This window comes from Kribbella sp. NPDC004138 (assembly GCF_053603655.1).
The window spans coordinates 15,947-42,359 of record NZ_JBSGFZ010000033.1 but is presented as its reverse complement, the minus strand read 5'-3'; the positions used below and the strand labels follow the sequence as shown (position 1 = coordinate 42,359).

Here is a 26,413-nt window from a genome sequence, read left to right as displayed (position 1 = left end):
TGGCCGGCATGGTGGTCGGCGTCGCGGTCCCCGTGTACGTCCTCTGGCGGCGGTTCCTGCGCAGCGGCCGCGGGAGACACGGCAAGCAATGAGCGCTGAGGCCATCTCCTTGGACACGAAACACCAGCAATCGACGGCAACCAGCGGTGACTGCACCGCGTCAGAGTTCCCAGGTCAGACGGCGATATCGGCTATCGACGCGCGTTGACGGAGGGCGTGGATTCCCAATCCGCGGCTTGTGGTTCCAGCCCTACGAGGACTGCCAGCACCTGACCTGCACATTTGGGTGCCTCGGTGCCGCCGACGCCTACGCTCGGCGATCTCCCCGCGACGGCATGGCGTGCCCGCCTCGTTGCCTGGACGGTGCTAATCGATGGTGGGATGCTGGTCGTGTCGTAAGCGGCTGCCTCGCCGCAGGCGGCCGGTTGGTGGGGGGAGGCAAATCATGCGCCTGCGTATTGCTCTAACCGCCGTGCTCGCAGCCCTCGGCTTGATGCTCGGCCCATCTGTCACGGCGTCGGCACAGACGTCGGGACCTGAGACCTTCGAGGGCTTCCTCATCGCCACTGGCGCGTCTGGCGACCGTGTGGTGCTGGCCAGTTCGATCCGCGCGGACGGCGTGTTCAAGGGCGTGGGCCGGATCGTCGAAGTACCCAACCTGCCAACCGATCCCGACAACGTAAGTCGTGACGACCTGGTGTTTGCCGAGGGCGCGCTGCACATCGTCAGCACATCCCTTGACTTCCAGATCAATAGCTTCGATCCGGTTTCGTGCAAGTTGTCGGTGACGATTTCGCAGTCGACGAGGTTTGAGGGCGGCACCGGGCTGTTCGTCAACGCAACGGGCAGCGGACAAGGCCAAGTCGACGCAACCGGGTTCGCGCAACGAGCCGCAGACGGAAGCTGCTCCCTTGACCTTCCACCGCGGCATGAACGGGACGAGGTCTCAGGGGCCGGCACTCTGAGCTTCTGACTGCACCCACCCCAGCTTAGGCGTGTGATCCGCCAATAGATCCGCGACACATGTCTGCCGACTGATGTGCGACATGCGGGCTAGGAATTGAGGTTGCGATCCGCGGTCGCTGGGCGCCGATGCTACGCCGGCGAGGGAGTTGGCGATGGCCTGCGGGTTTGCGTGCCCGGTACCGTTGCCGGGTGTTGTCGGTCGAGGATCGTGTTGCCGCTGCCATGACGTCTCCGTTGGAGAAGATTCTCGTTGCGGGGCAGGCGGTGAGGCCCGCGGAGGGCTTGGTCCGGCAGTGGGACCTCCCCGAAGCCGATCGGCAAGCGTTACTGCGGTGGGGACTGCCAGACGACGCTCTCGCGCGGCCGCGGTATCAGGCAGGGGCCGGTCCGGAGCTGGTGCCCAACCTCGCCGGGGAACGGGAGCGGAAGGAAGCATCGCCCGGGCAGCGGCTCTATACCCTGGTTCACTGGGGCCGGGAAGAATTACAGCTGCGGATCGGCGCTGTGGCCGGGACGGGCCGTGTGCTGAAGATCCAGCCGAAGCCAACCACGGCCGATGACCTTCACCCCGCGCTGCGGGAAGCCCACGCGGGCCTCTACCACCCGTCTGTCGAATTCTTCAGCTCGTCCGTGGCCCAGTTCGTCGAGGCCTCCTGGCGCTGTTCTGTGGCGATGCAGATCGCCGGCGAACTGTGGCAGGAGGAACCCGACAACAACAGGCCCTGGGAAGAGTACGAGGCATGGTTCAGCCGTCTCCACGACTGCGAACGGATCATCTTGGAGCACATCGAGCGGATCGACAGTCATGTCCGTGCTGACGACACCGGCACCCTCTGGGCGACGGTCGTCACCGAGCTCACCCACGCGGGCAACTGAGAACCAGGGCGTTCTGCTCGTCGAAGACCGCTGCAGTCGGCATGCCCGGCAGTCCGCCGGTCCGAGTGGGGGACGGGACCTACGAGTTGAGCGTCGCGGTGCGGGGTCGCTGGCCTCGTCCCGTTGATCAGCGTCTGGCCGGTCAGAGGTGGAGTCGCTCCGCCAGGCCGGCGATGTCGACTGTGACGAGGAGGCGTCGGGTCAGTTCGCGGAATCCTGTGCGTGCGTTGACGGCTCGCATTCCGGTGTTGGCGGCAGCGGTGGTGCTCGACAGGCGACGTACGTTCGGCAGTTCGTCCGCGAGTCGGAGGGCCATGGCGGCCTTTACCCAAGTCGCCAGTCCACGTCGTCGGTGCTCACCCACAACGACCGTGTCCTCCTGGCCCACGTCGACGGTCGAGCGGCCAACCTCCACCGCGGTGAATGCCGCCACCGCGGACGTGCCGGCGCCGACGGCGGCGGTGACCCACAGCTCGACACCGCGGTCGGCCCGTTCGCGCTCACTCCGGCGTACGAGATCGCGGTCCCACGCGACGGTCGCGCCCGGCGGCAGGTGGTTGTTCGGCGCATCGGCGATCGCGCGCTTTGCCACGGCATACGAGTCGACCAGGAGGTCCGGCGCGCGGCCGGCCCAGTGCACCAAGTGGTAACCGTCGTGGTCAGTGGCGACGCTCCGCTCAACGGCAGCGCGGTCGAGGGTCGCGAAATCCAGCACGTTGATGACGAGTTCGTCACCGACCGTGGCGCCGAGCTGGAGGGCATAACTCGCGCCGGGTGTGTCCGCGAGGACCGTAGTGGCGAGAATCTCCATGCCCGCAGCCCGCTGGTCACGGACCACTTCGGTGAGCAGCGCCCGGCCGACGCCGTGGCCGCGCATGGTGGGCAGGACATAGATCCGCGCAAAAGCCGTCTTCGGCTCGCCGGCGGGACGAACCTCCGCGGCACCGATCACAGTCCCTTCGAGATCACCAGCCCACCGAGTAGTCCTCGGGTCGGTGAGCTGCTCGCGGAGACGCTCAGAGGACTGAGGAGGTGCGGGAGCATACTCCCCGCGCTCGATCGCACCCACCGTACGCATCACGTCGCTCCATTCCGCAAGCCGTAACTCATCGACCTCAGGCCGGAGAACGTCAACACCGATACCGGGAATTCGCACGGCCCCCAGGCTAAACGCCCTCCAGACCATGGTCCGAACTACGACATTCAGCGGACTGCGAAAGTGGGTGGGCCACCAGACCGTCTACCGCCGTGCGAGGATTTTGGGAGTGAACCACCCGTAACCCCTTGTAGATAAGGGAACAGGCGTCGTGCCGCCTAGGCGGCAACCCCGAGAGCGCTGACGAGTGGACGTCCCAGCACTGCTGCGCAGGGTCGCCGACACGCTGGACGCCGTGACCACGTGCGGCTTCTCGAACCACCCGGGACCGTCTCGTACACGAGCAGCGTGATCTCATCCGTGCTGGGTGAGGGAACCTGTCGGGTGGCTCGGAACGATGGGGGACGGCGCGCGGCGTGCTCCGGACGTTGGGGTACGCGTGTGGCTTGTCCGTCAGCGGCCGAGTAGAGCGGGGATTCCGATGGTGGAAGACGCCGAAGTCGCGCAGGCCAGCGGCGAATCGCGGTTGCATCCGGAGTACGTCGCAGCGCTGGCCAGGCTGGCGTACGTGTGGGCCTATCCATGGTGAACATGGCCAACCGGCGCGCTCGGCTCGGTGCGGCGCCCGAACCGGGTCGGCTCGGTGGCGTGCTGCCGGCGTCGCCGACGGGGCAGATCGCGATGCTCAACGACTACATCGATCCGGGTCAGACCTTCATCGCCTGCCCCAACCAGGACGTGGTCTACGGGCTGGGGTTCTTCGCTCTCGACGAGCAACCGGTGGTTGTCCAGGTTCCTGACTTCGGCGACCGGTTCTTCGTCTACGCGTTCTATGATGCCCGCACCGATCAGTTCGGGCACGTCGGTTCACCGTACGGCAGCCCTCCCGGGCACTACCTGCTGGTCGGCCCGAGCTGGGACGGCGACGTGCCCGAGGGGATCGTCCAGGTGCATCGCAGCCCGACCACGTTGGCGAACGCGATCCCGCGCGTCTTCATGGACGACACCGACGACGACCGCGCGGCCATCCAGCCGCTGATCAACCAGGTCGTGGTCTACCCGCTGACCCGGTACGGCGGTGAGATGAAGACCAAGAACTGGTCCGACGTCCCCTCCTTCCCGGCCGAGGCCAACAGCAGCGGGGAGGAGACCAAGTGGGTCCAGCCCGAGACGTTCTTCGACCAACTGCCCGACGTACTGGACACCGTCCCACCGCTTCCCGGTGAGGAAACGCTGTACGGACAACTCCGGGCGCTGCTGGAGGCGGGACGGCGGGATCGATCGGTTCGGGTCGCGATGGACGACGCGGTGGCCGAATGCGACCGCGGCCTGGTCAAAGACTTCCTGCGCTGGGAGTACAACGGCAAACCCGCCGGCCGGGGCTGGAACCGCTCACTGCACAACGCCGAGTGGGGACTGGACTACTACAACCGGGCCGGGAGCGCCCGGTCGAACATGTTCGACAACCGGCCGCCCGAGACCCAGTACTACTACACCGACACCGACTCCGAGGGCACTGCACTCGATGGCAGCCGCACGTACCAGATCACCTTTCCTGCCGGTCAATTGCCGCCGGTCGACGGGTTCTGGTCGCTCACGCTGTACAACCAGCAGCACTTCTTCTTCCCCAACCAGCTGCGCCGCTACTCGCTGGGGACCAAGAACACAACGCTGACCTACGGCGAAGACGGATCGCTCACGCTGTACGCCGGAGCGACAAGCCCGGGCACCGACCAGCAAGCCAACTGGCTCCCGGCACCCGCGGCCCCGTTCTCCCTCTACCTGCGCGCCTACGCAGGGCGGCAAGCCGTCAAGGACGGAACCTGGACACCGCCGACAGTGACAATCGCCCAGGAATGAACCAGTCGTCGAAGCCCGCGGGCGCCTGATTGTATGGGAGGGGGTTCGGCGTGACGATGGGGACGGGGCGGCGGGCTCTCCTTGTGGGTGTGAGTTGGGGTGGTTGTCGTGCAGGAACGTCACATCGTGGTGCAGAGGCACATGTCGGCGGCCGCGGGTTCGGTCTGGCCTGTTCTGGCCGACTTTCCGAATCTTGCGCGGCACTGGGACGGGCTTCGGGGGACACAAGCCATTGGTGAGCAGACCAGTGGCGTGGGTGCCCGGCGGCATGTCGACCTGAAGCCGGTGGGCAGCATGGACGAGACCGTGACCGCCTGGGACGAGGGGCGGCGGATCGCTACCCGGAATCGTCCGAGCCGGTCGGTGCCGTTCAAGGCGGCCGAGTCGTCGCTGACGCTCGAGCCGGAGGCCGAAGGGACGCTGGCAACGTTCGACTATCGCTATGTGCCCAGGGGCGGCCCGATCGGGCGGCTCACCGGTCCGTTGATCGACAAGATGCTGACGGCAACCTTCACCGACATGCTGGCCGCGACCGAGACGGCCGCGCGGGCGAGCGGGTGACGGGACCGCGTGCCGTCAGAGCTTGGCGATCACTCCGCCGATGATCACCCAGACGAACAAACCGATGTTGAGGAGGAGGGCAAGCCAGGCCAGGGATTTGCCGCGTTGGCCGGACCATCGGATCTGGCGGAGGGCAGTGACGGACAGGTAGATGGAGACCGGGGAGCAGAACGGGACCGTGAGGAGAGCGGCAACGGCCTGGCGGCTCACGCCTGGGCGTCGGGGCTGGTACGCCGGGGCGGTGAACGGGTCGTTGTACGGCGGGGCCGTGTACGAATCCTGGCGCGGCGGGGCTGTGTACGAGTCCTGGCGCGGTCGTGGCGTGTAGGTGTCCCGGCGCGGTTGGGTGTACGAATCCCGGTAGGTGGTGCCGGCACCGGTGGACCATTCGAAGGGGTCGTCGTCGGGCTCGCGGCGTGGGTCCTGCTTCGGCGCGGTTGGTGGCTTGGGGTTCAGAAGGAGGGCGTAGTCCGCGCGCCGCCCAGGGTCGGAGAGGATCTCGTACGCGCGGTTCAGCTTGACCTGCTGCTCGGGATCGCCGCCTACGTCGGTGTGGTGGCTGCGGGACAGGCGGCGGTAGCTGCGTTTGATCTCCTCGGGGCCGGCGTCGCGGGCTACGCCCAGCAGCTTCCAGGGGTCGGCTCCGTCGAGGTCCCGGAAATCCCGGCGGGAGCTCATCGAGCGACGTCCGCCTGGTAGCAGGTCAGTCGCCAGGACGCTTGCTGCGGGTCGGCGCCGGTGGGCAGGGTGCGGTGGCCGGACGCGAACGTGACGGTCCGGTCGCCCGCGAGGTAGACCCACAGGTCGAGGTCTTCGTCGTTGCCGTAGTAGTAATACCGGTAGTGCTTGATGGCCTGCGACCCGAGGAACGGCGTCTGCAGCCGTTGCTGCGCTTCCAGCGGCAGGTTGCCGAGCGTGCCGCGCATGTCCTGCGTGAGCTCGAGCGCAGGCGGCGAGGGCTCGTCGCGCCCGCGGGACACGAGCGAACGCAGACCGCCGCGCGGCCTCGACGGTTGCTGCTGTACGACGGCGTGCTTGATACTCCCCGGCACGAACGCGTCGATCCGCACGCTCTGCGTCCGCTGTCCCTGGTTGTTGACGCGCGGCGTGGTCACGGCCAGGCCCTGAGGCCCGAACACGACGGCGTACGGCCGGTCGCGTTCACGCTCGTGCAGGTCGGCCCACCACTCGATCGAAGGTCCTACCTTGCGCTCGAGGTACGCCTTGACGTCGTCGTGGATCTCCGCCCACCAGTGGTACCGGTCCGGGCTCGGCACGAACCCGAGCGGTGCGGCCTCGTGCGCGGCAGGCATCCGCGACGCGGCCGCTGCGCGCTCCACGCCGCCACCTGCGGGCCTCTGCTCGGCCGGGCGTCCCCGAGAGTGCTCGGGCAGGTTGTCACGCGTCATGAGGGCAGCGGCGTTGGGCGGCATGCATAGTCGGCAGCTTCCAATACGGCGCGTATCCAGGTCAACTCTTGTCAGCCGAGAGCTGAGAGGGCTTTCGCGCGGAGCAGGACGTTGTCGAGCATCTCTTCGGTGAGCTTGCCGGTGAAGGTGTTCTGCTGGCTGGGGTGGAAGCAACCGAGAACGCTGACTTCGCCTTGTGGGGTTGGGATCCGGTACTCGACCGCGTGGCCGAACTTCGGCCGCGGCCGCGGTACGTCGGCGCCGAGCGCGACCAGTGCGGCGAGCAGGGCGTCGTACGCGAACTTGCCGAGGCAGACGATCGACCTGGTGCCCGGAAGGACCAGCTCGAGCTCGCGCCGGTACCACGGGGCGCAGGTGTCGCGCTCGCCCGGCGTGGGTTTGTTGGCGGGTGGGGCGCAGCGGACCGCGGCGATCATGCGCGTGCCGATGAGGTGCAGCCCGTCGCCTGCGTGTTCGCTCGTGGCCTGATTGGCGAGGCCGACGCGATGCAGGCTGGCGAACAGCCAGTCGCCCGAGCGGTCGCCGGTGAAGACGCGGCCGGTCCGGTTCCCGCCGTTCGCCGCCGGCGCGAGACCGACGATCAGGATCCGCGGCTCGGCGACACCCCAGCCCGCGATCGGCCGCCCCCAGTACGGCTGGTCCGCGAACGACTTCCGCTTGCCGACCGCAACGTCTTCGCGCCACTCGACGAGCCGCGGGCACGCCCGGCACACCGACACCCGCGCCTCGAGCTCCGCCAAATCGTCCGTCGCCGCGAGCCGCACCACCTCCGACGCATCACGCGCCACCGGAGTACGCCGCGCAGCGGGATCCTCCGGCCACCCGCTCCCCGGCGGCACCGGGCTGTCGAACAACTCCCCCGTCAACGGATGCGGAAGCTTCATCCGGACAGCCTAAAGGGCCGGGCCGGGGAGGATTTTCCGCCCGATTCGGCACACGATCCTCCCCGACCCGGATGGTCAGGCGGCCAGCTGCTCGACAGGTTGTGGAGCGGGGGCGGCCGGCGTACGGCGGTGGCTCGGGATGGCCAGGGCGAGTACGACGGCCGCGGCCGCGAAGGCGGACAGGAGGAGGAAGGTGTCGGTGAAGCCGGACTCGGCCGGGAGACCGGACGGCTGGATGTGGCCGGTGATGATGGAGCTGGCCAGCGCCGTGCCGATCGAGCCGCCGATGGTGCGGATGTTGGCATTCATGCCGGTGGCGGCGCCGGTCTGCTCGCGGGGGACGTTCTGCACGATCAGGCTGGTCATCGCCGCGTAGGCGAGCCCGAGCCCGACGCCGAACAGGGCCGTCGAGACCGCCACCTGCCATTGCGCCGCGTGGAACTCGGCGAACATCAGCGCCGCGACCAGGCTCAGCGCCGACCCGGAGACGACCTGCGCCTTGGCGCTGAACCGCGCCGCGAGCGGGCCGCTCATCGACCCGGTGATCGCCATCGTCACCAACATCGGCAGCATCAGCAGGCCGGCCTGCGTCACGCTCGCGCCGAAGCCGAACCCGGCCGCCTTGGGGATCTGCAGGAACTGCGGCACGAACGCGTACACCGCGAACATCGCCGCCCCGAACAGCAGCGCCACGAGATTCGTCGTCCAGACCGCCGGCCGGCGCATCATCCGCATGTCGATCAGCGGGTTCCGCGAGCGCAGCTCGACCATGATCCAGCCGGCGAACAGCACGACGGCCAGCCCGAAGAGCCCCGTCGTACGCAAGGAGCCCCAGCCCCACGACCGGCCGGTGCTCAACGGCAGCAGCAGCGCGATCAGCCAGCCGGACAGGAACGCGGCCGCGAGCCAGTCGATCCGGCCGGGGACGCGGTTCGGGGACTCCGGCACGTACCGCCGGACCAGCACCGTCGAGACCGCGACGACCGCCATCGGGATCCAGAACAGCCAGCGCCAGCCGAGCCACTCCACGATCGGGCCGGCGAGCACGATCCCCAGTCCGCCGCCGGCCGCGATGATCGCGGACACCACGCCGACCACCGACGGCACCCGCTCGGCCGGGAAATCGTCCCGGATGATCCCGAACGACAGCGGGAAGACGGCGCCGCCGACGCCCTGGAAGACCCGGGCGGCGATCAGGACGCCGACGTTCGGCGCGAGCGCGGCGATCAGGCAGCCGACCGCGAGCGCGATCAGTGCGACGAACAACGTGCGCTCCTTGCCGACCATGTCGCCGATCCGGCCGAGCAGCGGCGTGGCGACCGAGACCGAGAGCAGAAGCGCGGTGAAGACCCAGGTGACCGCGCCGGGAGTGGTGTGCAGGTCGTGCTGGATGACGGGCAGCGCCGGACTCACCAGCGACTGCAACATCGAGAACGAGGCGACGACCGTGGCGAGCACCGCCAAGGTCACGCGGGGGTTTCCAGACCTGATGACAGGCATGCAGAAGTCCTTCGAAAGGGGTGTGTGCGCCACACAGAGGGCGCGAGATCTCCCCGGCCTGGTAAAGTCGAGGTATGCCTCCACTATAACGGAGGGTTGCCTCCGCTATCAACTGGCTAAGGTGATCGAATGGAGCAGAGCAGGCCTGTGTTGCAGGTCGACGTACGGCGGCCGCAGCGGGCGGACGCGCGGCGCAACTTCGACGCACTGCTGGCCGCCGCCCGGGACGCGTTCGCGAGCAAGGGCGTCGGCGCGTCGCTCGAGGACATCGCCCGGCAGGCGGGCGTCGGGATCGGCACCCTGTACCGGAACTTCCCGGCCCGTCAGGACCTGCTGAACGCGGTCTACTTCGGCGAGATCGAGGAGCTGTGCCTCGCGGCGGAGCAGGCCGCCGACCTCCCGCCGTGGGAGGCGCTCACCACCTGGTTGCACCGCTTCGTCGGGTACGCCGCGACGAAACGCGCGATCTGGGAGTCGCTGAACCGGGAGGCCGACAGCTTCAAGGCAGCCCGCGAGGCGATGTACGCCGCCGGCGCACCGCTGTTCGAGCGCGCCCAGGAGGCGGGCGAGGCCCGTAAGGACGTGTCGTTCGACGACCTTCTCCGCATGGTCAGCGGATTGACCGCCGCCGGCTTCGTCGACCAGGCACAGCGCGACCGCGTCCTCAGCATCGCCCTCGACGGCGTCCGCGCGCGTTAACCGAGCGACAGCGCCACGCCGTCGAGGATGTCGTGTTCGGAGACGGTGAGGGTGTCGACGGGGAGGCGGTCGACGAGGCGTTGCAGGATGAGGGCGCCGGCGCCGATGACGTCGACCCGGCCGGGGTGGATCGAATGGACGGCTGCCCGGGCCGCTCGGGTCGAGGTGGTCAGCCACGTGGTGGTGTCGCGGAGCTGAGTCGTGCTGAGGCGGGCGTGGTGTACGGCGTCGCGGTCGTACTCCGGGAGGTTCAGGGCGACCGCGGCGACAGTGGTCGCCGTACCTGCGACGGCGATCAGGGCCCGCGCGTCGGCCAACGGGACCTTGGTGCCGGCGAGCAGGGCGTCGATGTCCTGGGTGATCGCGGCCAACTCGGGCTCGGAGGTCGGGTCGGTGGTGACATGGCGTTCCGTGAGGCGGACGGAGCCGATGTCGAGGGACTCGGCGGCGATGACGCCGGTCGCGTCGCCGAGGACGAGCTCTGTGGAGCCGCCGCCGATGTCGGCCACCAGGTACGGCGCGGGCAGGTCCAGGGACGTGGTGGCCCCGCGGAAGCTCAGCTCGGCCTCTTCGGTGCCGGTGATGATCTCCGGTCGTACGCCGAGGCGCTCCTCGATGCCGGCGGCGAACGTGTCCCGGTTGCTGACGTCGCGGGCGGCGGAGGTGGCGACGAAGCGCAGCCTGCTGACGGCCTTGGACTGGATGACAGCTGCGAAGTCTTCGGCGGCCTTGAAGACCCGGGCCAGGGCTTCCGGCGCGAAAGCGCCCGTCGCGTCCACGCCCTGACCGAGCCGGACGATCGTCATCCGACGGTCGACCTCGACCAGTTGACCGTCGACGAGGTCGGCGATCAGCAACCGGATCGAATTGGTCCCGCAGTCCACCGCCGCAACCCGCACACCCGGGTCAGACACAGGGGCCCCGGCGGCCCCAGTCCTCCAGGGCTTCGAGGGCCTCGTCGCCCAGCGGGTTGACGCCCGGGCCCGCCGCCAGGGAGTGGCCTACCAGGACGTGGAGGCACTTGACGCGGTTCGGCATGCCGCCGGCGGTGATCCCGGCGATCTCCTCGACGTGTTCGATCGACTCACGGTGCGCGAGGTACGACTCGTGGGCCGCGCGGTACCGGGCGGCCAGATCCTCGTCGGACTCCAGCCGGTCCGTCATCTCCTTCATCAGACCGGAGGACTCGAGCGTGCCGATCGCGGACGCGAGCCGCGGGCACGTCACGTAGTACGTGGTGGGGAACGGCGTACCGTCCGGGAGCCGCGGCTCGGTCTCGACCACGTCGGGCAGGCCGCAACTGCAGCGATGCGCGATCGACCGGATCCCGCGGGCGGTGCGGCCGAGCTGCTTGCTGACCGCTTCCTCGTCCGACATGCTCACCGGGTCGCCTCGGGGGTCGGTGTGAGGATCGTCGACGGGGTCGGCTTGGCGGGAGCCGGAGTGGCCGGCGCCGGCGGCGTGCCCGCGCCCTCGACGCTCCCCCACAGCTTGGTGTACCAGGTCGGCTTCTGCGCGTCCGTCGTACCGTCCGAGGGCGCGGACGGCTCCGGTGGGGCACCGACCGGCTTACCGTCCGCGCCGATCACGCGGTACCCGACCTCGCCGGGCATAACCCATCCGAGTCGTTGCCGTGCCTGTGCCTTCACGTAGGCGTCGTCGCCCCAGCGGGAGATCTCGTCGTTCAGCTCGGCGACCCGCTTCTCGCGGTCCCGGATCTCCTGCTGCAACGCGCTGACCTGCTGGTGCTGGTCGAACCAGACCCGCAGGCTCTGCGCGTACGACACGATCAACGCGCCCAGTACCAGCAGGACGACGGCCGCGCGCCCGGTCAGGTTGCGCGACCCGCGGGTCCTGGCGGGCTCGGCCGACGTCCCCGCCGTACGGCGTTTGGGCTGGTCGCCCCGCCGGGCCGGTGGGCGCGACTGGGTCCGGCTCGACGGACGCGAGCCGGGTCGTGCACCGGAATCCCGACGGGACGGCATAGCTGAACCTCCCCAAAAATCAGACGCAGTATCAGCCCTGGAAGCGCGGGAAGGCCGAGCGACCGGCGTACGTCGCCGCGTCGTCGAGCTCCTCCTCGATCCGGAGCAGCTGGTTGTACTTGGCGGTGCGGTCGGACCGGGCCGGGGCGCCGGACTTGATCTGGCCGCAGTTCGTCGCGACCGCCAGGTCGGCGATCGTGGTGTCCTCGGTCTCGCCGGAGCGGTGGCTCATCATGCAGGTGAAGCCGTTGCGGTGGGCCAGGTCCACGGCGTCCAGGGTCTCGGTCAGCGAGCCGATCTGGTTCACCTTGACCAGCAGGCTGTTCGCCGACTTCTCGGTGATGCCGCGCTGCAGGCGCTCGACGTTGGTGACGAACAGGTCGTCGCCGACCAGCTGGATCTTGCTGCCGAGCTCACCGGTGATGGCCTTCCAGCCGTCCCAGTCCTCCTCGTTCAGCGGGTCCTCGATCGAGACGATCGGGTACGACGCGACCAGGTCGGCGTAGTAGGCGATCATCTCGTCGGCGGACTTCTTGCCGCCCTCGAACGCGTACACGCCGTCGGTGAAGAACTCGCTCGCGGCCACGTCCATCGCCAGCGCGATGTCCTTGCCGAGCTGCAGGCCGGCCTTCTCGACCGCGACCGCGATCAGGTCCAGGGCGGCCCGGTTGCTGTCCAGGTTCGGCGCGAAGCCGCCCTCGTCGCCGAGGCCGGTGGACAGGCCGCGCTCCTTCAGCACCGCCTTCAGCGCGTGGTACACACCGGCGCCCTGCATCAGCGCCTCGCCGTACGTCGCGGCGCCGATCGGGGCGATCATGAACTCCTGCACGTCGACGTTGCTGTCCGCGTGCGCGCCGCCGTTGAGGATGTTCATCATCGGCACTGGCAGGACGTGCGCGTTCGGGCCGCCGACGTAGCGGAACAGCGGCAGGCCGGAGCTGTCCGCCGCGGCCTTCGCGACCGCCAGGCTGACGCCGAGGATGGCGTTCGCGCCCAGCTTGGCCTTGTTCGGCGTACCGTCCAGGTCGAGGAGCGCGTGGTCGATCAGGCGCTGCTCGTGGACGTCGTACCCGACGATCTCCTTGTCGATGTCCTCGAGGATCGCGGTGACGGCCTTCTGCACGCCCTTGCCGCCGTAGCGGTCCTTGTCGCCGTCGCGCAGCTCGACGGCCTCGAACTGGCCGGTGGACGCGCCCGACGGGACGGCCGCGCGGGCAATGGTGTCGTCGTCGAGCAGAACCTCGACCTCGACAGTGGGGTTGCCGCGCGAGTCGAGGATCTCGCGCGCGCCGACGGCCTCGATGGTGGCCACATTGACTCCCAAGTTCTCGATGACGAATCGCTGCTGAGCCTAGTCCCCAGACCAGCAGGCTCAGTGGACCGCGTCGACCCTAACAATCGCATCCGGAGGTACCTCGCGCGTCAGTAACACTCCGTTGGGGGCCCGATAGACGGCGAGATCGCCGCAATCCACGCCCAGCAAGACTTCTACTCTCGTCCGCCGCCCGACGTGGCTGTCCTTCGAGGGCGCCAGATGGACATGCGTACGCCGTCCCGCACGCAATCCCTCACGCTGGATCGCTGCGACGGCGGCCCGATTCGTGCCGTGCCACAGCAGATCCGCCGGGTAAACCCGTTCCCAACTGTTCTCCAACGCTTCACGTGTCACCGGCATCCCGGCCAGCGAATGCCCCTGGCACGCCCGGATCCGCTCCCCGTCGACCTGCAGCCGCTGCTTGTCGTTCTCCCGCACCGCGACGTCCAGCCGCTCGCGGGTGAGCCCGAGAACCCGCAGTACGTCGGTGATCACGACCCAGCCGTCCGCACTCATCGTGAGGTCGTACTCACCCGCGGTGTGACGGAGCAGACGGGAGATCGCTCTGCTGTCGCGGCTCATGGCAGGAAAGTACTAGTGCCCGAAGGAGCGGCGGGCGTCGACCAGGCCCTTGTGGTTGTCTTCGGGGCCGGAGATGCCGGTCAGGAGGTTGTTGGTGATGCGCCACGCGAAGTAACCGGCCTGGACCGCGTAGCGGACGCGCAGGAAGGTGTTGAGGCCACGCTCGACCTCGTCGGTGAGGTCAGGGCGCCGGCGGAGGTACGCCGGTACGACGGGCTCGTCGTTGTACATCCGGGCCGACGCGACGTCGTACAGAATCGGGCCCCGCATCGCGCTCCCCCAGTCGATCAGCGCGACCTGCCCGTCCGGCTGCCGCACGAACGCCTCGGCCGCCGGGTCGCCGTGCAGCCAGGACCAGGACAGCGGGCCGAGCGCAACAGCGTCGGCAATCGCCCCCTCCACCGCCGGACGGATCCAGGGCTCGAGGTCCAGGCACTCCTCGAACGGCAGCAGGAACCGCAACCAGTCGGCGAGGTCGCCACGCTCGACGGCGGCGGCCGAGTGCACACGCCCGAGCAGGTCCCCGATGGCCGCGTGATCCGCCACGGTCAACGGCACGCCGTCGATGTACTCCAGAACCGCGACCTGCCGCCCGTCGACGCACTCGACGTACCGGCCGTGCTTGCTGGCCCGCGGACGGCCGGTCCGGATCCCGGCATCGTCGAGCCGCGCGGCCAGCTGCAGCCCCGGCTCGAACCCCAAGTCGCCGGCGCCCACGGCCTTCAAAACCACCCGCCACTCGTCCGCGCACGCCAACCAGACAGCCGAATTCATCCCACCCGTCAGCACCTCGACCCGCACCGGCTTCAGGTCCCAGTACTCCCGCAGTACCCCGGCAACATCCACCCGCCCCACCCTGCCAGCCGAGCCCGGCGCCGTACATCCGATTTCCGGAGACGAGGAAGACCGGCGAACGGGCCGCAGCAGGTCAGGAGGACTCGGCGGCGCGGATCTCGGTGGCCAACTGTTGTACGGCGACGCGGAGGGACTGTTCTGCGTCGATGCCGAGCGTGCGGGCCTCGCGGACGACGGCCAGCAGTTGGTGGCCGATGCGGTCGGCGTCCGAGTCGCCGGGAGTGGCGAACTCGGCCGGAAGGACCTTCGCGGCGCGGCCCAGGACCTTGTCGGCGAGGGCGAGGGCGGGGAGGGCGAGCGGGATGCCTTCGAGGACCGAGGAGCGTTGTTTCTCGGCGGCCTTGATGGTTTCCCAGTTCGCCTCGACGGCGGCCGCGTCGGCGGCGTCGACCGAGCCGAAGACGTGCGGGTGGCGGCGGATCAGCTTCTCGACGATGCCGCCGGCCACGTCGTCGACCGTGAAGCCTTCCTCGTCGTCCTCCGCGACCCGGGAGTGGAACACGACCTGGAGCAACAGGTCGCCGAGCTCCTCGCGCAGGTGCTCACGGTCCCCGGTGTCGATCGCCTCGAGCGTCTCGTACGTCTCCTCGAGCAGGTACTTCGCCAGGCTCTCGTGCGTCTGCTCCTGGTCCCACGGGCAGTTGCGCCGCAGCCGGTCCATCACCCGGACCAGGTCGATCAGGCGCGAACCCGGGACGTCGTACGAGCCGTGCAGGATCTCCACCGCGTACGACGGCTCGCGGACGAGCTCGTCGGACACGACGCGGAGCAGGCCGGGCTCGCCGTCGTCACCGGTCAGCCACACGACTTGGCGCCCGGCGGCGGCCGCCGCCGACAGCCACGTCCACGCCGCGGAGACCCCAGCCTCGACCTGGGTGACGACGAGGCCGGAGCCGATCACCGCCTGGACGTCGGGACGGTCGGGCCCGCCCGCCGCGCCGATCTCGTCGGCGGCCTCGAGGGCCTGCCAGGTGGCGCGGGTGAGCAGCCCGGGGGCGACACGAGGGCTCGTGAGGACGACCTTGATCCCGCCGGCGGACTCGTCAGCCATGCGGCGTCGTCAGCCCTGGCCCTGCTGCTGGGCGGACTCGGCGGCCTTGCGCTTCGCGGCGGTCTGGTCGGACTCCTGCGACAGCGACCCGGAGATCGTGGTGTCCAGGCGGCCGTTGGTCCACTGGCCGTAGCGCGGGGACACCGTGACCTTGATGTCCTTCGCCGCCTCCTTGACCGCTGCCGACCCCGCCTGCAGCTGCTGCTGCGCGTCGGCGGTGTCCAGCCGGCCGTTGCCACCGGCGAGCTTCGCCGAGGTGACCGCACCGGCGGCGATCTCCTTCAGGAACGCGCTGCTCAGCGGGTCGGCCTGGAGCTTCTTGGTGACCTGGTCGTTGAACATCAGCGGGATCGCGGCCGCGACCTCGGCGTCGCTGACCGAGATCGACTTCTGCTGCCCGACCTGCACGGTCAGCTCGTCGCTGACCATCTGGTTGACGATCGCCGGAACCGGCACGCTCTCGCCGACCGCCGCCGAGAACGCGCGGGCGGTGTCGTCGACGTGGCTGCTGCTGATCTCCGTCCCGCCGACCACGGCGGCCGCGCCCGGGTGGGTTCCCGCCGCACAACCACCGGTCAGCAGCACCGTCGCCGCCACCACACCGAGAGCCCGAAGCCGTGTGCTCACCGAATCTCCTCGCGTTCCTGTCATCTTCTGCCCCGCCCCACCATCCCGGTCGGGCAGATTCACGCCGGCACCACAATAGGTTCGGCGATCACGTCGTCGATCAACCGGGTGCACCACTGCAGCAGCTCCTGGTCGCGGAGCGGCTGCCCGCCGATCTGCCTGGTCGCAGGTCTCGGCACCAGAATGGTATGCAGTTGCGGCTTCACCAGACTCTTCGGGTACAGCCTGTTCAGCCGCAGCACCTTCGAGTCGGGTAGCTCGACCGGCCCGAACCGGATCATGTTGCCCTGCAGCGTGACGTCGTGCAGCCCCGCCCGGCGGGCGTGGTTGCGGAACTTCGCCACCTCGATCAGGTTCAGCACGGCCTGCGGGATGTCGCCGTACCGGTCGTGCAGCTCCTCGACCAGCTCGGCGATGCTGGTTGATACCTCCCCCGCCCCACCGCCCCGGTCGTCGTCACGGACCGCCGCGAGCCGCTGGTACATCTCCAGCCGCAGCCGCTGCGACGGGATGTAGTCGTGCGGCAGGTGCGCGTCGATCGGCAGCTCGATCTTGACCTCGGGCTCCTCGGCCTGGGTGTCGCCGCGGTACTCCGCGACCGCCTCGCCGACCAGCCGGACGTACAGGTCGAAGCCGACGTCCGCGATGTGCCCGGACTGCTCGCCGCCGAGCAGGTTGCCGGCGCCGCGGATCTCCAGGTCCTTCATCGCGACCGCCATCCCGCCGCCGAGGTCCGCGTGCTGGGCGATCGTCGCCAGCCGGTCGTGCGCGGTCTCGGTGAGCGGCTTCTCCGGCGGGAAGAAGAAGTACGCGTACGCCCGCTCGCGGCCGCGGCCGACCCGGCCGCGGAGCTGGTGCAGCTGGGACAGGCCGAGCAGGTCGGAGCGCTCGACGATCATCGTGTTCGCGTTCGAGATGTCGATCCCGGACTCGACGATCGTCGTACACACGATCACGTCCGAGCGCTTCTCCCAGAAGTCCTGGATGACCTGCTCGAGGGTGTGCTCGTTCATCTGGCCGTGCGCGACGCTGACCCGGGCCTCCGGCACCAGCTGGCGGATCCGGGCGGCGGCCTTCTCGATCGTGTTCACCCGGTTGTGGACGACGAAGACCTGGCCCTCGCGGAGCAGCTCGCGCCGGATCGCGGCGGTCACCTGGTGCTCGTCGTACGCGCCGACGAAGGTCAGCACCGGGTGCCGCTCCTCGGGCGGGGTGGCGATCGTGGACATCTCGCGGATCCCGGTGATCGACATCTCCAGCGTCCGCGGGATCGGCGTCGCGGACATCGTCAGGACGTCGACCGCGGTCCGCAGCCGCTTCAGCTGCTCCTTGTGCTCGACGCCGAACCGCTGCTCCTCGTCGACGATCACAAGGCCGAGGTCCTTGAACGCGACCTCGCCGCTGAACAGCCGGTGGGTTCCGATCACCACGTCGATCGACCCGTCGGCGAGACCGTCGACGGTGGCCTTGGCCTCCTTGTCGGTCTGGAACCGCGACAGCGGCGCCACGTTCACCGGGAACGCGGCGTACCGCTCGGCGAACGTCGCGTAGTGCTGCTGCACGAGCAGCGTCGTCGGTACCAGTACGGCGACCTGCTTGCCGTCCTGCACCGCCTTGAAGGCCGCCCGGACCGCGATCTCGGTCTTGCCGTACCCGACGTCACCGCAGACGATCCGGTCCATCGGCATGACGCGTTCCATGTCGTGCTTCACGTCGTCGATGGTGGACAGCTGGTCGGGCGTCTCCACGAACGGGAACGCGTCCTCGAGCTCGCGCTGCCACGGGGTGTCCTTGGCGAACGCGTGCCCCTTGGTCGCCTGGCGCGCGGCGTACAGCTTGATCAGCTCGCCGGCGATCTGGCGGACCGCCTTGCGGGCGCGGCCCTTGCGCTTGGCCCAGTCGCCGCCGCCCATCTTGTCCAGGCTCGGCTGCTCGCCGCCGACGTACCTGGTGACCTGGTCGAGCTGGTCGGTCGGCACGTACAGCCGGTCGCCGGGCTGGCCGCGCTTGCTCGGCGCGAACTCGATCACGACGTACTCGCGGGTGGCCTTCTGGGACCCGGTGCCGACGGTGCGCTGCATCATCTCGACGTACCGACCGACACCGTGCTGCTCGTGCACGACGTGGTCGCCGGGCTGCAGCTCCAGCGGGTCGATCGTCTTCTTGCGGCGCGACGGCATCCGTTGCTGGGAACGGCGTTCGGCCGCCGAGCGCTGGCCGGACAGGTCGTTCTCGGTGAGCACGGCGAATTTGATGCCGTCAGCAACGAACCCCTGCTCGAGCTGGCCCTGTGAGATGAGCACGACCCCGGGCTCGGGGATCTCCTCGATGCCTTCGACGACGCGAGCCGGCAGCTCGGCCTCGGAGAACACCTCGGCCAGGCGCTGCGCGGGGCCGTGGCCCTCGGTCACGCAGACGACGCGCCAGCCGTCCCGCAGCCAGCCGCGGATGTCCTCGGTCGCCGCCGCGGTCTCACCGCGGTACGGGTCGACCTCGTGGGCGGCGAGGATCCGGCTGGTGACGGCACCGGCCTCGGTGTCGATGTCGAACGCGACCCGCTCACCCATCGAGTCCCGCAGCTCGGGCTGGTCGGTCGGCGCGGCCGCGAACGGCGACAGGCTCCACCAAGCCAGGCCGTTGCCCAGTGCGTGCGACCGGACGTCGCCGAGCGATACGTACGCCGCCGCGCCCAGGTCGATCGGGGCCTCGCCGCCGCCGGCGGCCGCGGCCCACGACGCCTCCAGGAACTCCTGGCTGGTCGCGACCAGGTCGTGCGCCCGGGCGCGGACCCGCTCCGGGTCGCTGACGACCACGTGCGTCCCGGCGGGCATCAGGTCGACGAGCAGCTCCATGTCGTCGACGAGCACCGGAGCCAGCGACTCCATGCCCTCGACCGCGTGGCCTTCGGCGAGCTTCTCGAACAGCTCGGCCAGCTCGGGGTGTTCCTTCGCCAGTACGGCGGCCCGCGCGCGGACCTCGTCGGTGAGCAGCAGCTCGCGGCAGGGCGGTGCCCACAGGCCGTGCTCGGCGATCTCGAGTGAGCGCTGGTCGGCGACCGCGAAGTACCGGATCTCCTCGACGTCGTCACCGAAGAAGTCCACCCGCAGCGGGTGCTCCTCGGTCGGCGGGAAGACGTCGATGATGCCGCCGCGGACCGCGAACTCGCCGCGCCGCTCGACCAGGTCGACCCGGTGGTACGCCGCACCGGCGAGCCGCTCGACGACGTCCTCGAGCTCGACCGTGTCGCCGACATGCAGCTGGACCGGCTTCAGGTCCGCGAGGCCGGCGACCTGCGGCTGCAGGACGGACCGCACCGGCGCGACCAAAATCTTGATCGGGCCGGTCGTCTCGTCGGACGGATCCGGGTGCACGAGCCGGCGCAGCACGGCCAGCCGCCGGCCGACGGTGTCGGACCGCGGGCTGAGACGCTCGTGCGGGAGGGTCTCCCAGGCCGGGTAGTACGCGACGGTGCCCGGCTCCTCGACGAGGCACTGCAGGGCCTCGGTGAGCTCCTCGGCCTCGCGGAAGGTGGCGGTGACGGCCAGCACCGGCCGGCCGGCGCCGTTCTGCGCCGCGGCGATCGCGGCGAGCAGGACCGGGCGCACCGGCGTCGGCGCGCTCAGATCGAGCGTCGTGACCCCGTCGTTGCGGGCGTCACGGACGGCCTCGGACACCACCGGATCGGTGATCAGGGTGTCGACCAGACCGCTGAGCTTCACGAGTTGTACTTCCCTTGGGTGGACTCGAGGCCGTCGGTGAGCAGCGACTCGACCGCGTCCGCGGTCCGGTCGACGGCGAACGGAAGGTCCTTGCGTTCGGCCGCGGAGAACTCGTTGAGGACGAAGTCGGCGGGCGCTTGCCGGCCCGGCGGACGACCCACACCGAACCGGACTCGATAGTACTCACCAGTGCCAAGCGATTTGCGCAGCGCTTTCAGCCCGTTGTGGCCGTTGTCCCCGCCGCCGAACTTGCACCGCAGGACACCGAAGTCGATGTCCAGCTCGTCGTGCACGACAAGCAGGTTGGCCGGATCCAGCTTGAAGAACTTCAGCAGCCCGGAGACCGGGCCGCCGGACTCGTTCATGTACGAGCGGGGCTTGGCCAGCACCGCCCGCAGGCCGCTGATCCGGGTCTCGATCACCTCGGCCTTGACCTGCTTGCTCTGCTTCCACTTCGCACCCGACCGGGCGGCCAGCTCGTCGGCGACCAGATGCCCGATGTTGTGCCGCGTACGGGCATACGAAGGGCCGGGATTCCCCAGTCCGACGACCAACCACACGTCGTCCGCCACGGATCCCGGCCCTCCCGAAGATGTCTGGTGCTGCGGCAGAGGTTACTCGGCCGCGGCGGCCACCGGCTCCTCGGCCGCGGTCGGCTCGTCGCGCTCGATGCCCGCCTCGGCCTCGGCCTCGGCCAGCTCGCCCTCGACCTGCTCGGCGGTGGGCTGCGCGGTGACGTTGACGATCAGCGTGTCGGGCTCGATCGCCAGCGTGGAACCGGACGGCAGGGTCAGGTCGGACGCGTGGATCTGGGCGCCGATCTCCAGGCCCTCGATGGAGACGACGATGCTCTCCGGGATGTGCGTCGCCTCGGCCTCGACCAGGACCGCGGCGTGCTCGGTGACGACCAGCGCGTCGGACGCGGCCTCGCCCTCGAGGTGCACCGCGACCTCGACCTGGACCTTCTCGCCGCGGCGGACGATCACCAGGTCGACGTGCTCGATGAAGCCCTTCAGCGGGTCGCGCTGGACCTGCTTCGGCAGCGCCAGGTGCGACTCGCCGCCCTCGACCTCGATCATCAGCAGGGCGTTGGCGGTCTTCAGGGCCAGCATGGTGTCGTGACCAGGCAGCGTGATGTGCACCGGGTCGGTGCCGTGGCCGTACAGGACGGCAGGGACCTTGTTGTCCCGGCGGATTCGGCGGGCAGCACCCTTGCCGAACTCGTTGCGCGCTTCGGCTTGGATCTTGACCTCGGCCACGAGATGACACTCCTCAAAAGCGTTGCGGTGATCTGTTGACTGGATGGAACTCGGCTGCGGCCTCAGCGGGCGCCTGCTGACCCCGAGAAGGCGTCAGGCAACGAACCACCGCGTCGATCACGGAGCCGCGCCCAACAGTTCCGGGGGGCGTCCCTCGCCGAGGCAACCAAAACAGTCTACCCACGAGCCTGCCCAGACGGGAAATCCGTCCTCCTGGGGCACTTTGCTCCGGCGACGGCGAGGTTCCCGGTGACCCGTTGCCGCACCCGATCTTCGGCGCGTTGCCGAGGTCGGCGCCGCTCGTCCTGCGGGGCTAGGGCCTAGGTGAGTCTGGTCCAGACCTGACGGAGCGCCCGGGCCGCGTCGCCCTCGAGGCCGGCGGCGTCCAGGGTCTCGGCGAGCTCGTCGAACTCGGGGCCCCAACGCCACGCGACGCTGCGGAGCTGCTCGGGCAGTCCCGGATCCTTCAGGGATCCGGCGTCCGCCCGGATCTGCTGCGCGACCAGCGCGTCCGTCACGCCGTGCTTGTCCGCCAACTGGAACGCGAGCACCGCCAGCGCCGCCTTGCCCTTGTTGTAGAGCGCGTACGACGACTTGGCCGCGCTCGCCGCACCCGGTTCGGCGCCGACCACCATCGGCGTGACCGCCGTACCGGCCCACAACCCCGCCGCGGTCCCGGCCTCCGCGCCCGACAACATCAGATGCGTCGGGCTCGCCCCACCCGTCGGCGGCGGCCCGATCACGCCGGCGTCCACGAACGTCGCCTCGGGTACGGCGGAGCGCGCCTCCGCCAGCGACGCCGGGGACAGCGGGTTCGCCTCGACGTACAGACCGCTGAAGCCCGCACCGCCGACCTGCCGGGCGATGTCGACGGCGCCCTGCGGCGCGCAGGAGCAGAGGATCGCCTCCGCGGCCCCGACCGCCTCGGCGAACGGCGTACCGATCAGACCGGCCTCGTCTGCCCGCGCCTTGCTGGCGGCACTGCGGCCGTCCGGCACCCAGTGCACCTCGTGACCGGCGACAACCAGCTGCGCAGCGAGTTTCGAGCCCATCGCTCCCGGGTGGAACACGGTGATCCGCATGCGGCGTCCGATCCTCGATTCGGTCAGTTACCGCCCAACCTATGTCAGTCACCGTCCCCGGCGAACCGTTGTCACATCGCCGTGCCCGGGTGCAGCGTGGACAGGAACAGCGGTTCTCAGGGGGAGGGTTTCATGAGCGAGAACGCGATCGGGCGCCGGCAGGCGCTGAGGGGTGCGGGAATGGCAGCAGGAGGCGTCGCCGTCGCCGGTCTGGCGGCGACCACACCGGCGATGGCGGACAGCGGCGGCGGGTTGCTGGGCAGCTGGATCTGCACGCGGCAGGACGACGGATCGCCCGACAAGGTCCGCCTGGTGCTGAGTTTCGCGGGCGGCGGGGTGATCGTGTCGCACGACATCAGCCCGGCGGGGCCGCCTTTCACCGGGACCTGGGCATCGCACGGGAAGTCTTTCCGGCTGACGATGTGGACCGGGACCGCCGGTGAACAGGGGCCGGAATCGGTCGGGCCGACGATCCGCGTGCAGGCCTGGGGCTCGGTGTCCCACGGCACGATCACGGCGAAGTACCGCTTCACCGTGTTCGCACCGGGCAGCCTCAGCCAGGTCGTGGACTCCGGCACCGGAAAGCTGAGCGGACGCCGGATCACCGCCTGACAGGCGCCGGCACTGCTGGGACGCGGCGGCGCGACTGGACGCCGCCGCGTCGGGAGGTCGCGGTCAGGCGCGGCCGTCGAACAGGCTGGTGACCGAGCCGTCCTCGAAGACCTCGCGGATGGCCCGGCTGATCAGCGGCGCGATCGACAGCTCGGTGAGCTTGTCGAAGCGGCGCTCCTCGGCGATCGGCAGCGTGTTGGTGACGATCACCTCGCTGGCCTGGCAGTTCTTCAGCCGGTCCACCGCCGGGCCGGACAGGATCGCGTGCGTGGCCGCGATCACCACGCCGGCGGCGCCCTCGGCGTACAGCGCGTCGGCGGCCTTGGTGATCGTGCCGGCGGTGTCGATCATGTCGTCGACCAGGATGCAGACCCGGCCCTTGACCTCACCGACGACCCGGTTCGCGACCGTCTCGTTCGGACGGTCGATGTCGCGGGTCTTGTGGATGAACGCCAGCGGCGCGTTGTTCAGCCGTGCCGACCACTGCTCGGCGACCTTGATCCGGCCGGCGTCCGGCGACACCACAGCCAGTTGCTGGTCGCCGTACTTCTCGGCGACGTACGAGCTGAGGATCGGCAGCGCCATCAGGTGGTCCACCGGGCCGTCGAAGAAACCCTGGATCTGCGAGGTGTGCAGGTCCACGCAGATCAGCCGGTTCGCGCCCGCGGTCTTGAACAGGTCGGCCATCAGCCGGGCCGAGATCGGTTCCCGGCCGCGGTGCTTCTTGTCCTGCCGGGCGTACCCGTAGAACGGGAGCACCACGGTGATCCGCTTGGCCGACGCCCGCTTCAGCGCGTCGACCATGATCAGCTGCTCCATGATCCACTCGTTGATCGGCGAGGTGTGGCTCTGGATCACGAACGCGTCGCTGCCCCGGACCGACTCCTCGAACCGGACGTAGATCTCGCCGTTGGCGAAGTCGTACGCCTGGGTCGGCACCAGACCGGACCCGAGCTCCTCGGACACCTCCTCGGCGAGACCGGGATGCGCCCGGCCGGAGAAAACCATCAGGTTCTTCTCGGTGGTTCGTTTCATCCCGCTCATCGCCCGCGCCTCCCGTTGTCCTCGTACCGCTCAGGCCTGCTCGTCCGGCTGGTCCGCCGGCTGCTCCACCGGCTGCTCGGCGAGCGCCGCCTCGGCCGCCGCGGCGGTCTTGGTGCCGGCCCGCTTGCGCGCGACCCAGCCCTTGATGTTGCGCTGCCGGCCGCGGGCGACCGCGATCTCGCCCGGGCCGACGTCCTCGGTGAGCGCCGTGCCGGCCGCGAGGTACGCGCCGTCCGCGATCGTCCGCGGCGCCACCAGCACCGAGTTGCTGCCGATGAACGAGTGCTTGCCGACGTGCGTCGGGTGCTTCGCGACACCGTCGTAGTTCGCGAAGATCGTGCCGGCGCCGATGTTCGCGCCCTCGCCGATCGTCGCGTCGCCGGCGTACGTCAGGTGCGGGACCTTGGCGCCGTCGCCGATGGTGGAGTTCTTGGTCTCCACGAACGTGCCGATCTTGCCCTTCACGCCGAGCTTGGTGCCCGGGCGCAGGTACGCGAACGGGCCGACGCTGGCCTGCGGGCCGATCTCGGCGCCGGAGCCGTGGGTGCGGATGATCGTCGCGCCGGCCCCGACGGTGATGTCGGTGAGCGTGGTGTCCGGGCCGATGGTGGCGCCCTCGTCGACCGTGGTCGCCCCGTGCAGCTGGGTGTTCGGCAGCAGGGTGACGTCGCGGGCGACCTGGACGGTCTGGTCGACCCAGGTGGTGTTCGGGTCGACGACCGTCACGCCCGCACGCATCAGGCGGGTGAGCGTACGCCGGTTCAGCTCGGCGCGGAGCGTGGCGAGCTGGACGCGGTCGTTGACGCCCTCGGTCTGCATCGCGTCGCCGGTGACGTGCGACCCGACCCGCTTGCCGTCGTTCCGGGCGATGCCGATCACGTCGGTCAGGTAGAGCTCGCCCTGGGCGTTGTCGGTGGTCAGCCGGCTCAGGCCGTCCCGCAGGGTGGCCGCGTCGAACACGTAGATGCCCGCGTTGATCTCGTCGATCGCGCGCTGCTCGGCGGTGGCGTCCTTGTGCTCGACGATCGCCGCGACAGTGCCGTCCGGCCCCTGCACGATCCGGCCGTATCCGGTCGGGTCGGGGACCCGCGCGGTCAGCACGGTGACCGCGTTGCCCTGCTTGTCGTGGTCGGCGATCAGGTCGTGCAGCGTCTCCGCCTCGAGCAGCGGGACGTCACCCGACGTGACGACGACCGAGCCGTCGAAGTCGGCCGGTACGGCGCTCAGGCCGGCGCGGACCGCGTCGCCGGTGCCCAGCTGCTGCTCCTGGACGGCCGTGCGGGCCTCGGGGTCGACGGCCTTCAGGTGTTCCTCGACCAGTTCGCGGCCGTTGCCGACCACGACGACGAGGTGTTCGGGGCTGAGCGCCCGGGCGGTGTGCACGGCGTGCCCGACGAGACTGCGCCCGCCGATCTCGTGCAACACCTTCGGGGTCGCCGATTTCATCCGGGTGCCCAGACCGGCGGCCATGATGACGACCGCCGTGGGGCGATGGGAAGTCACGCGGTCTTCTCCTCGAGTTCCCTGCGAGTTTCTTTCAACAAGTATCAGCATGGGCACCCGAAACAGCGCCCGCGCAAGCCTACTTGCTGTCCGCACGGCCCCTCGCACGGGGACAGCGAGACCGATCTCACCCTCCCCCGCACCGCGCGTAGAGCTGACGGTTACTCTCCGTGGTCCTCGTGATCTACTTCACCGCGTTCCAGCAGCCGCCGGTCACCGCGATCGGGCGGCTGCTGTCGAGCCGACGCAGGTCAGCGGGTGAACGCGGCCAGCGGTGAACGGGGACTGCGGTGAACGGGGACTGCGTGGACGCGGCCGACATGCCGACAGTCCAGACCCGGTCCTTCGCGGTCGCGATGCCGGTGAGCGTGCCGGTCGCGCCTTCGGTGCGGGAGCGGCGACGAGCTTCGAGCCGCTCAGTCGGAGGACGTACGCCGCGGTCTGGTTGTCCTTGAACTGTTCACCGACCACCACAGGGCGATTGTCACGCAGCGCAACGTCGTACAGCTGGGCCATGCCGGCCGGGACCGCGATCTTGGTCAGCGTTTTCCGTCGAAGTGCGCAAGACCGGCGTTGAGGCCCAGCCAGGCGTTCTTTGCGGACAGCACGGCCAGGACGTTGCCGTTGACGGAACCTTCCAACCCGGCGTTGAGTGCTTGCCACTTTCCGCCGGCGTAGCGGTAGACGACGGCGCGTTCCTTGCCCCCGAGTCCTGGAAGTCCTGCTTCTGGTCGCCACCGACCGCCCAGGTGCCGCCCGCTCCGGTCGCCACGTCGTTGAACGTGGCGGGCTGCCGGTTCGTCGCAGTCATTGCCCAGCGCAACTATCCGTCCTGTTCCCCGGCCTGCTGGGCGGCCGCGGGCACTGCTGTCAGCACGGACCCGGTCAGCGCGACCAGGATGCATGT

General features: G+C 69.6%; 25 protein-coding genes. 6 read left to right on the top strand and 19 right to left on the bottom strand.

Annotated features, from left to right (window positions below; all coding sequences use genetic code 11):
* The first annotated feature begins 445 nt into the window (after positions 1–445).
* Together ACWEOO_RS36440 and ACWEOO_RS36435 are read left to right on the top strand one after the other, a co-directional pair.
* On the top strand, positions 446–973 hold the full coding sequence (locus ACWEOO_RS36440; RefSeq protein ID WP_452146924.1) for a hypothetical protein: 528 nt from the start codon (positions 446–448) through the stop codon (positions 971–973).
* 182 nt (positions 974–1,155) lie between these two features.
* Complete coding sequence (locus ACWEOO_RS36435; protein WP_452146923.1) at positions 1,156–1,842, top strand: hypothetical protein; 687 nt, start codon at positions 1,156–1,158, stop codon at positions 1,840–1,842.
* A gap of 142 nt (positions 1,843–1,984) precedes the next feature.
* Here the strand turns inward: ACWEOO_RS36435 and ACWEOO_RS36430 are convergent, their stop codons facing one another.
* Positions 1,985–3,028 (bottom strand): GNAT family N-acetyltransferase, encoded by a 1,044-nt coding sequence (locus tag ACWEOO_RS36430; protein ID WP_452146922.1) that lies wholly within the window; start codon positions 3,026–3,028, stop codon positions 1,985–1,987.
* 501 nt (positions 3,029–3,529) lie between these two features.
* Between ACWEOO_RS36430 and ACWEOO_RS36425 the strand changes: the two genes are divergently transcribed.
* Together ACWEOO_RS36425 and ACWEOO_RS36420 are read left to right on the top strand one after the other, a co-directional pair.
* Positions 3,530–4,798 (top strand): DUF1254 domain-containing protein, encoded by a 1,269-nt coding sequence (locus ACWEOO_RS36425; RefSeq protein WP_452146921.1) that lies wholly within the window; start codon positions 3,530–3,532, stop codon positions 4,796–4,798.
* A gap of 99 nt (positions 4,799–4,897) precedes the next feature.
* Positions 4,898–5,359, top strand: a complete 462-nt coding sequence (locus ACWEOO_RS36420; RefSeq protein ID WP_452146920.1) for an SRPBCC family protein — start codon at positions 4,898–4,900, stop codon at positions 5,357–5,359.
* 15 nt (positions 5,360–5,374) lie between these two features.
* Here the strand turns inward: ACWEOO_RS36420 and ACWEOO_RS36415 are convergent, their stop codons facing one another.
* The 4 genes from ACWEOO_RS36415 to ACWEOO_RS36400 all read right to left on the bottom strand — a co-directional run bounded on the left by ACWEOO_RS36415 (position 5,375) and on the right by ACWEOO_RS36400 (position 9,173).
* Positions 5,375–6,037, bottom strand: coding sequence for a DnaJ domain-containing protein (locus ACWEOO_RS36415; protein ID WP_452146919.1), 663 nt, complete (start codon positions 6,035–6,037; stop codon positions 5,375–5,377).
* Complete coding sequence (locus tag ACWEOO_RS36410; RefSeq protein WP_452146918.1) at positions 6,034–6,699, bottom strand: hypothetical protein; 666 nt, start codon at positions 6,697–6,699, stop codon at positions 6,034–6,036. Before ACWEOO_RS36410 ends, ACWEOO_RS36415 begins: the two co-directional genes overlap by 4 nt.
* Before the next feature lie 140 nt (positions 6,700–6,839).
* Complete coding sequence (locus ACWEOO_RS36405) at positions 6,840–7,673, bottom strand: uracil-DNA glycosylase (RefSeq protein WP_452146917.1); 834 nt, start codon at positions 7,671–7,673, stop codon at positions 6,840–6,842.
* A 75-nt stretch (positions 7,674–7,748) separates the two neighbouring features.
* On the bottom strand, positions 7,749–9,173 hold the full coding sequence (locus tag ACWEOO_RS36400; protein WP_452146916.1) for an MFS transporter: 1,425 nt from the start codon (positions 9,171–9,173) through the stop codon (positions 7,749–7,751).
* A gap of 129 nt (positions 9,174–9,302) precedes the next feature.
* On the opposite strand from ACWEOO_RS36400, the gene ACWEOO_RS36395 reads away from it, so the two are divergent.
* A complete protein-coding gene (locus ACWEOO_RS36395; protein WP_452146915.1) occupies positions 9,303–9,872 on the top strand; it encodes a TetR/AcrR family transcriptional regulator in 570 nt (189 codons plus the stop codon).
* Here the strand turns inward: ACWEOO_RS36395 and ACWEOO_RS36390 are convergent.
* The 12 genes from ACWEOO_RS36390 to ACWEOO_RS36335 all read right to left on the bottom strand — a co-directional run bounded on the left by ACWEOO_RS36390 (position 9,869) and on the right by ACWEOO_RS36335 (position 22,347).
* Positions 9,869–10,756: a Ppx/GppA phosphatase family protein gene (locus tag ACWEOO_RS36390; protein ID WP_452146914.1), complete on the bottom strand. Its 888-nt coding sequence runs from the start codon at positions 10,754–10,756 to the stop codon at positions 9,869–9,871. The genes ACWEOO_RS36395 and ACWEOO_RS36390 overlap by 4 nt on opposite strands.
* Before the next feature lie 22 nt (positions 10,757–10,778).
* On the bottom strand, positions 10,779–11,249 hold the full coding sequence (locus ACWEOO_RS36385) for a DUF501 domain-containing protein (RefSeq protein WP_452146913.1): 471 nt from the start codon (positions 11,247–11,249) through the stop codon (positions 10,779–10,781).
* A 2-nt stretch (positions 11,250–11,251) separates the two neighbouring features.
* Positions 11,252–11,857 carry an FtsB family cell division protein gene (locus tag ACWEOO_RS36380; protein WP_359926666.1) on the bottom strand — a complete coding sequence of 202 codons (606 nt, stop codon included), beginning with the start codon at positions 11,855–11,857 and terminating at the stop codon, positions 11,252–11,254.
* A gap of 31 nt (positions 11,858–11,888) precedes the next feature.
* Positions 11,889–13,169 (bottom strand): phosphopyruvate hydratase, encoded by a 1,281-nt coding sequence (gene eno / locus ACWEOO_RS36375; protein WP_355700684.1) that lies wholly within the window; start codon positions 13,167–13,169, stop codon positions 11,889–11,891.
* Positions 13,170–13,229: 60 nt separating this feature from the next.
* A complete protein-coding gene (locus tag ACWEOO_RS36370; protein ID WP_452146912.1) occupies positions 13,230–13,754 on the bottom strand; it encodes an RNA 2'-phosphotransferase in 525 nt (174 codons plus the stop codon).
* A gap of 12 nt (positions 13,755–13,766) precedes the next feature.
* Complete coding sequence (locus ACWEOO_RS36365; protein ID WP_452146911.1) at positions 13,767–14,600, bottom strand: phosphotransferase enzyme family protein; 834 nt, start codon at positions 14,598–14,600, stop codon at positions 13,767–13,769.
* Positions 14,601–14,682: 82 nt separating this feature from the next.
* Positions 14,683–15,660, bottom strand: a complete 978-nt coding sequence (locus tag ACWEOO_RS36360) for a MazG family protein (protein WP_452146910.1) — start codon at positions 15,658–15,660, stop codon at positions 14,683–14,685.
* A gap of 9 nt (positions 15,661–15,669) precedes the next feature.
* On the bottom strand, positions 15,670–16,287 hold the full coding sequence (locus tag ACWEOO_RS36355; protein WP_452146909.1) for a hypothetical protein: 618 nt from the start codon (positions 16,285–16,287) through the stop codon (positions 15,670–15,672).
* A gap of 59 nt (positions 16,288–16,346) precedes the next feature.
* Positions 16,347–20,006: a transcription-repair coupling factor gene (mfd, locus tag ACWEOO_RS36350; protein WP_452146908.1), complete on the bottom strand. Its 3,660-nt coding sequence runs from the start codon at positions 20,004–20,006 to the stop codon at positions 16,347–16,349.
* Positions 20,003–20,578 carry an aminoacyl-tRNA hydrolase gene (gene pth, locus ACWEOO_RS36345; RefSeq protein WP_359926681.1) on the bottom strand — a complete coding sequence of 192 codons (576 nt, stop codon included), beginning with the start codon at positions 20,576–20,578 and terminating at the stop codon, positions 20,003–20,005. The genes mfd and pth overlap by 4 nt, the downstream gene beginning before the upstream one ends.
* Before the next feature lie 42 nt (positions 20,579–20,620).
* Positions 20,621–21,265, bottom strand: coding sequence for a 50S ribosomal protein L25/general stress protein Ctc (locus tag ACWEOO_RS36340; protein ID WP_359926684.1), 645 nt, complete (start codon positions 21,263–21,265; stop codon positions 20,621–20,623).
* A 320-nt stretch (positions 21,266–21,585) separates the two neighbouring features.
* The gene (locus tag ACWEOO_RS36335) at positions 21,586–22,347 is read right to left on the bottom strand and encodes a DUF1932 domain-containing protein (RefSeq protein ID WP_452146907.1); all 762 of its coding nucleotides are present in this window, start codon (positions 22,345–22,347) and stop codon (positions 21,586–21,588) included.
* A 132-nt stretch (positions 22,348–22,479) separates the two neighbouring features.
* Between ACWEOO_RS36335 and ACWEOO_RS36330 the strand changes: the two genes are divergently transcribed.
* Entirely contained in the window at positions 22,480–22,959 is a 480-nt protein-coding gene (locus ACWEOO_RS36330; RefSeq protein WP_363717768.1) for a hypothetical protein, read from the top strand.
* Positions 22,960–23,022: 63 nt separating this feature from the next.
* Here the strand turns inward: ACWEOO_RS36330 and ACWEOO_RS36325 are convergent, their stop codons facing one another.
* Both ACWEOO_RS36325 and glmU read right to left on the bottom strand, forming a co-directional pair.
* Positions 23,023–24,003, bottom strand: a complete 981-nt coding sequence (locus tag ACWEOO_RS36325; RefSeq protein ID WP_359926693.1) for a ribose-phosphate diphosphokinase — start codon at positions 24,001–24,003, stop codon at positions 23,023–23,025.
* A gap of 30 nt (positions 24,004–24,033) precedes the next feature.
* Positions 24,034–25,506, bottom strand: a complete 1,473-nt coding sequence (glmU, locus tag ACWEOO_RS36320; protein ID WP_452146906.1) for a bifunctional UDP-N-acetylglucosamine diphosphorylase/glucosamine-1-phosphate N-acetyltransferase GlmU — start codon at positions 25,504–25,506, stop codon at positions 24,034–24,036.
* Positions 25,507–26,413 lie beyond the last annotated feature (907 nt).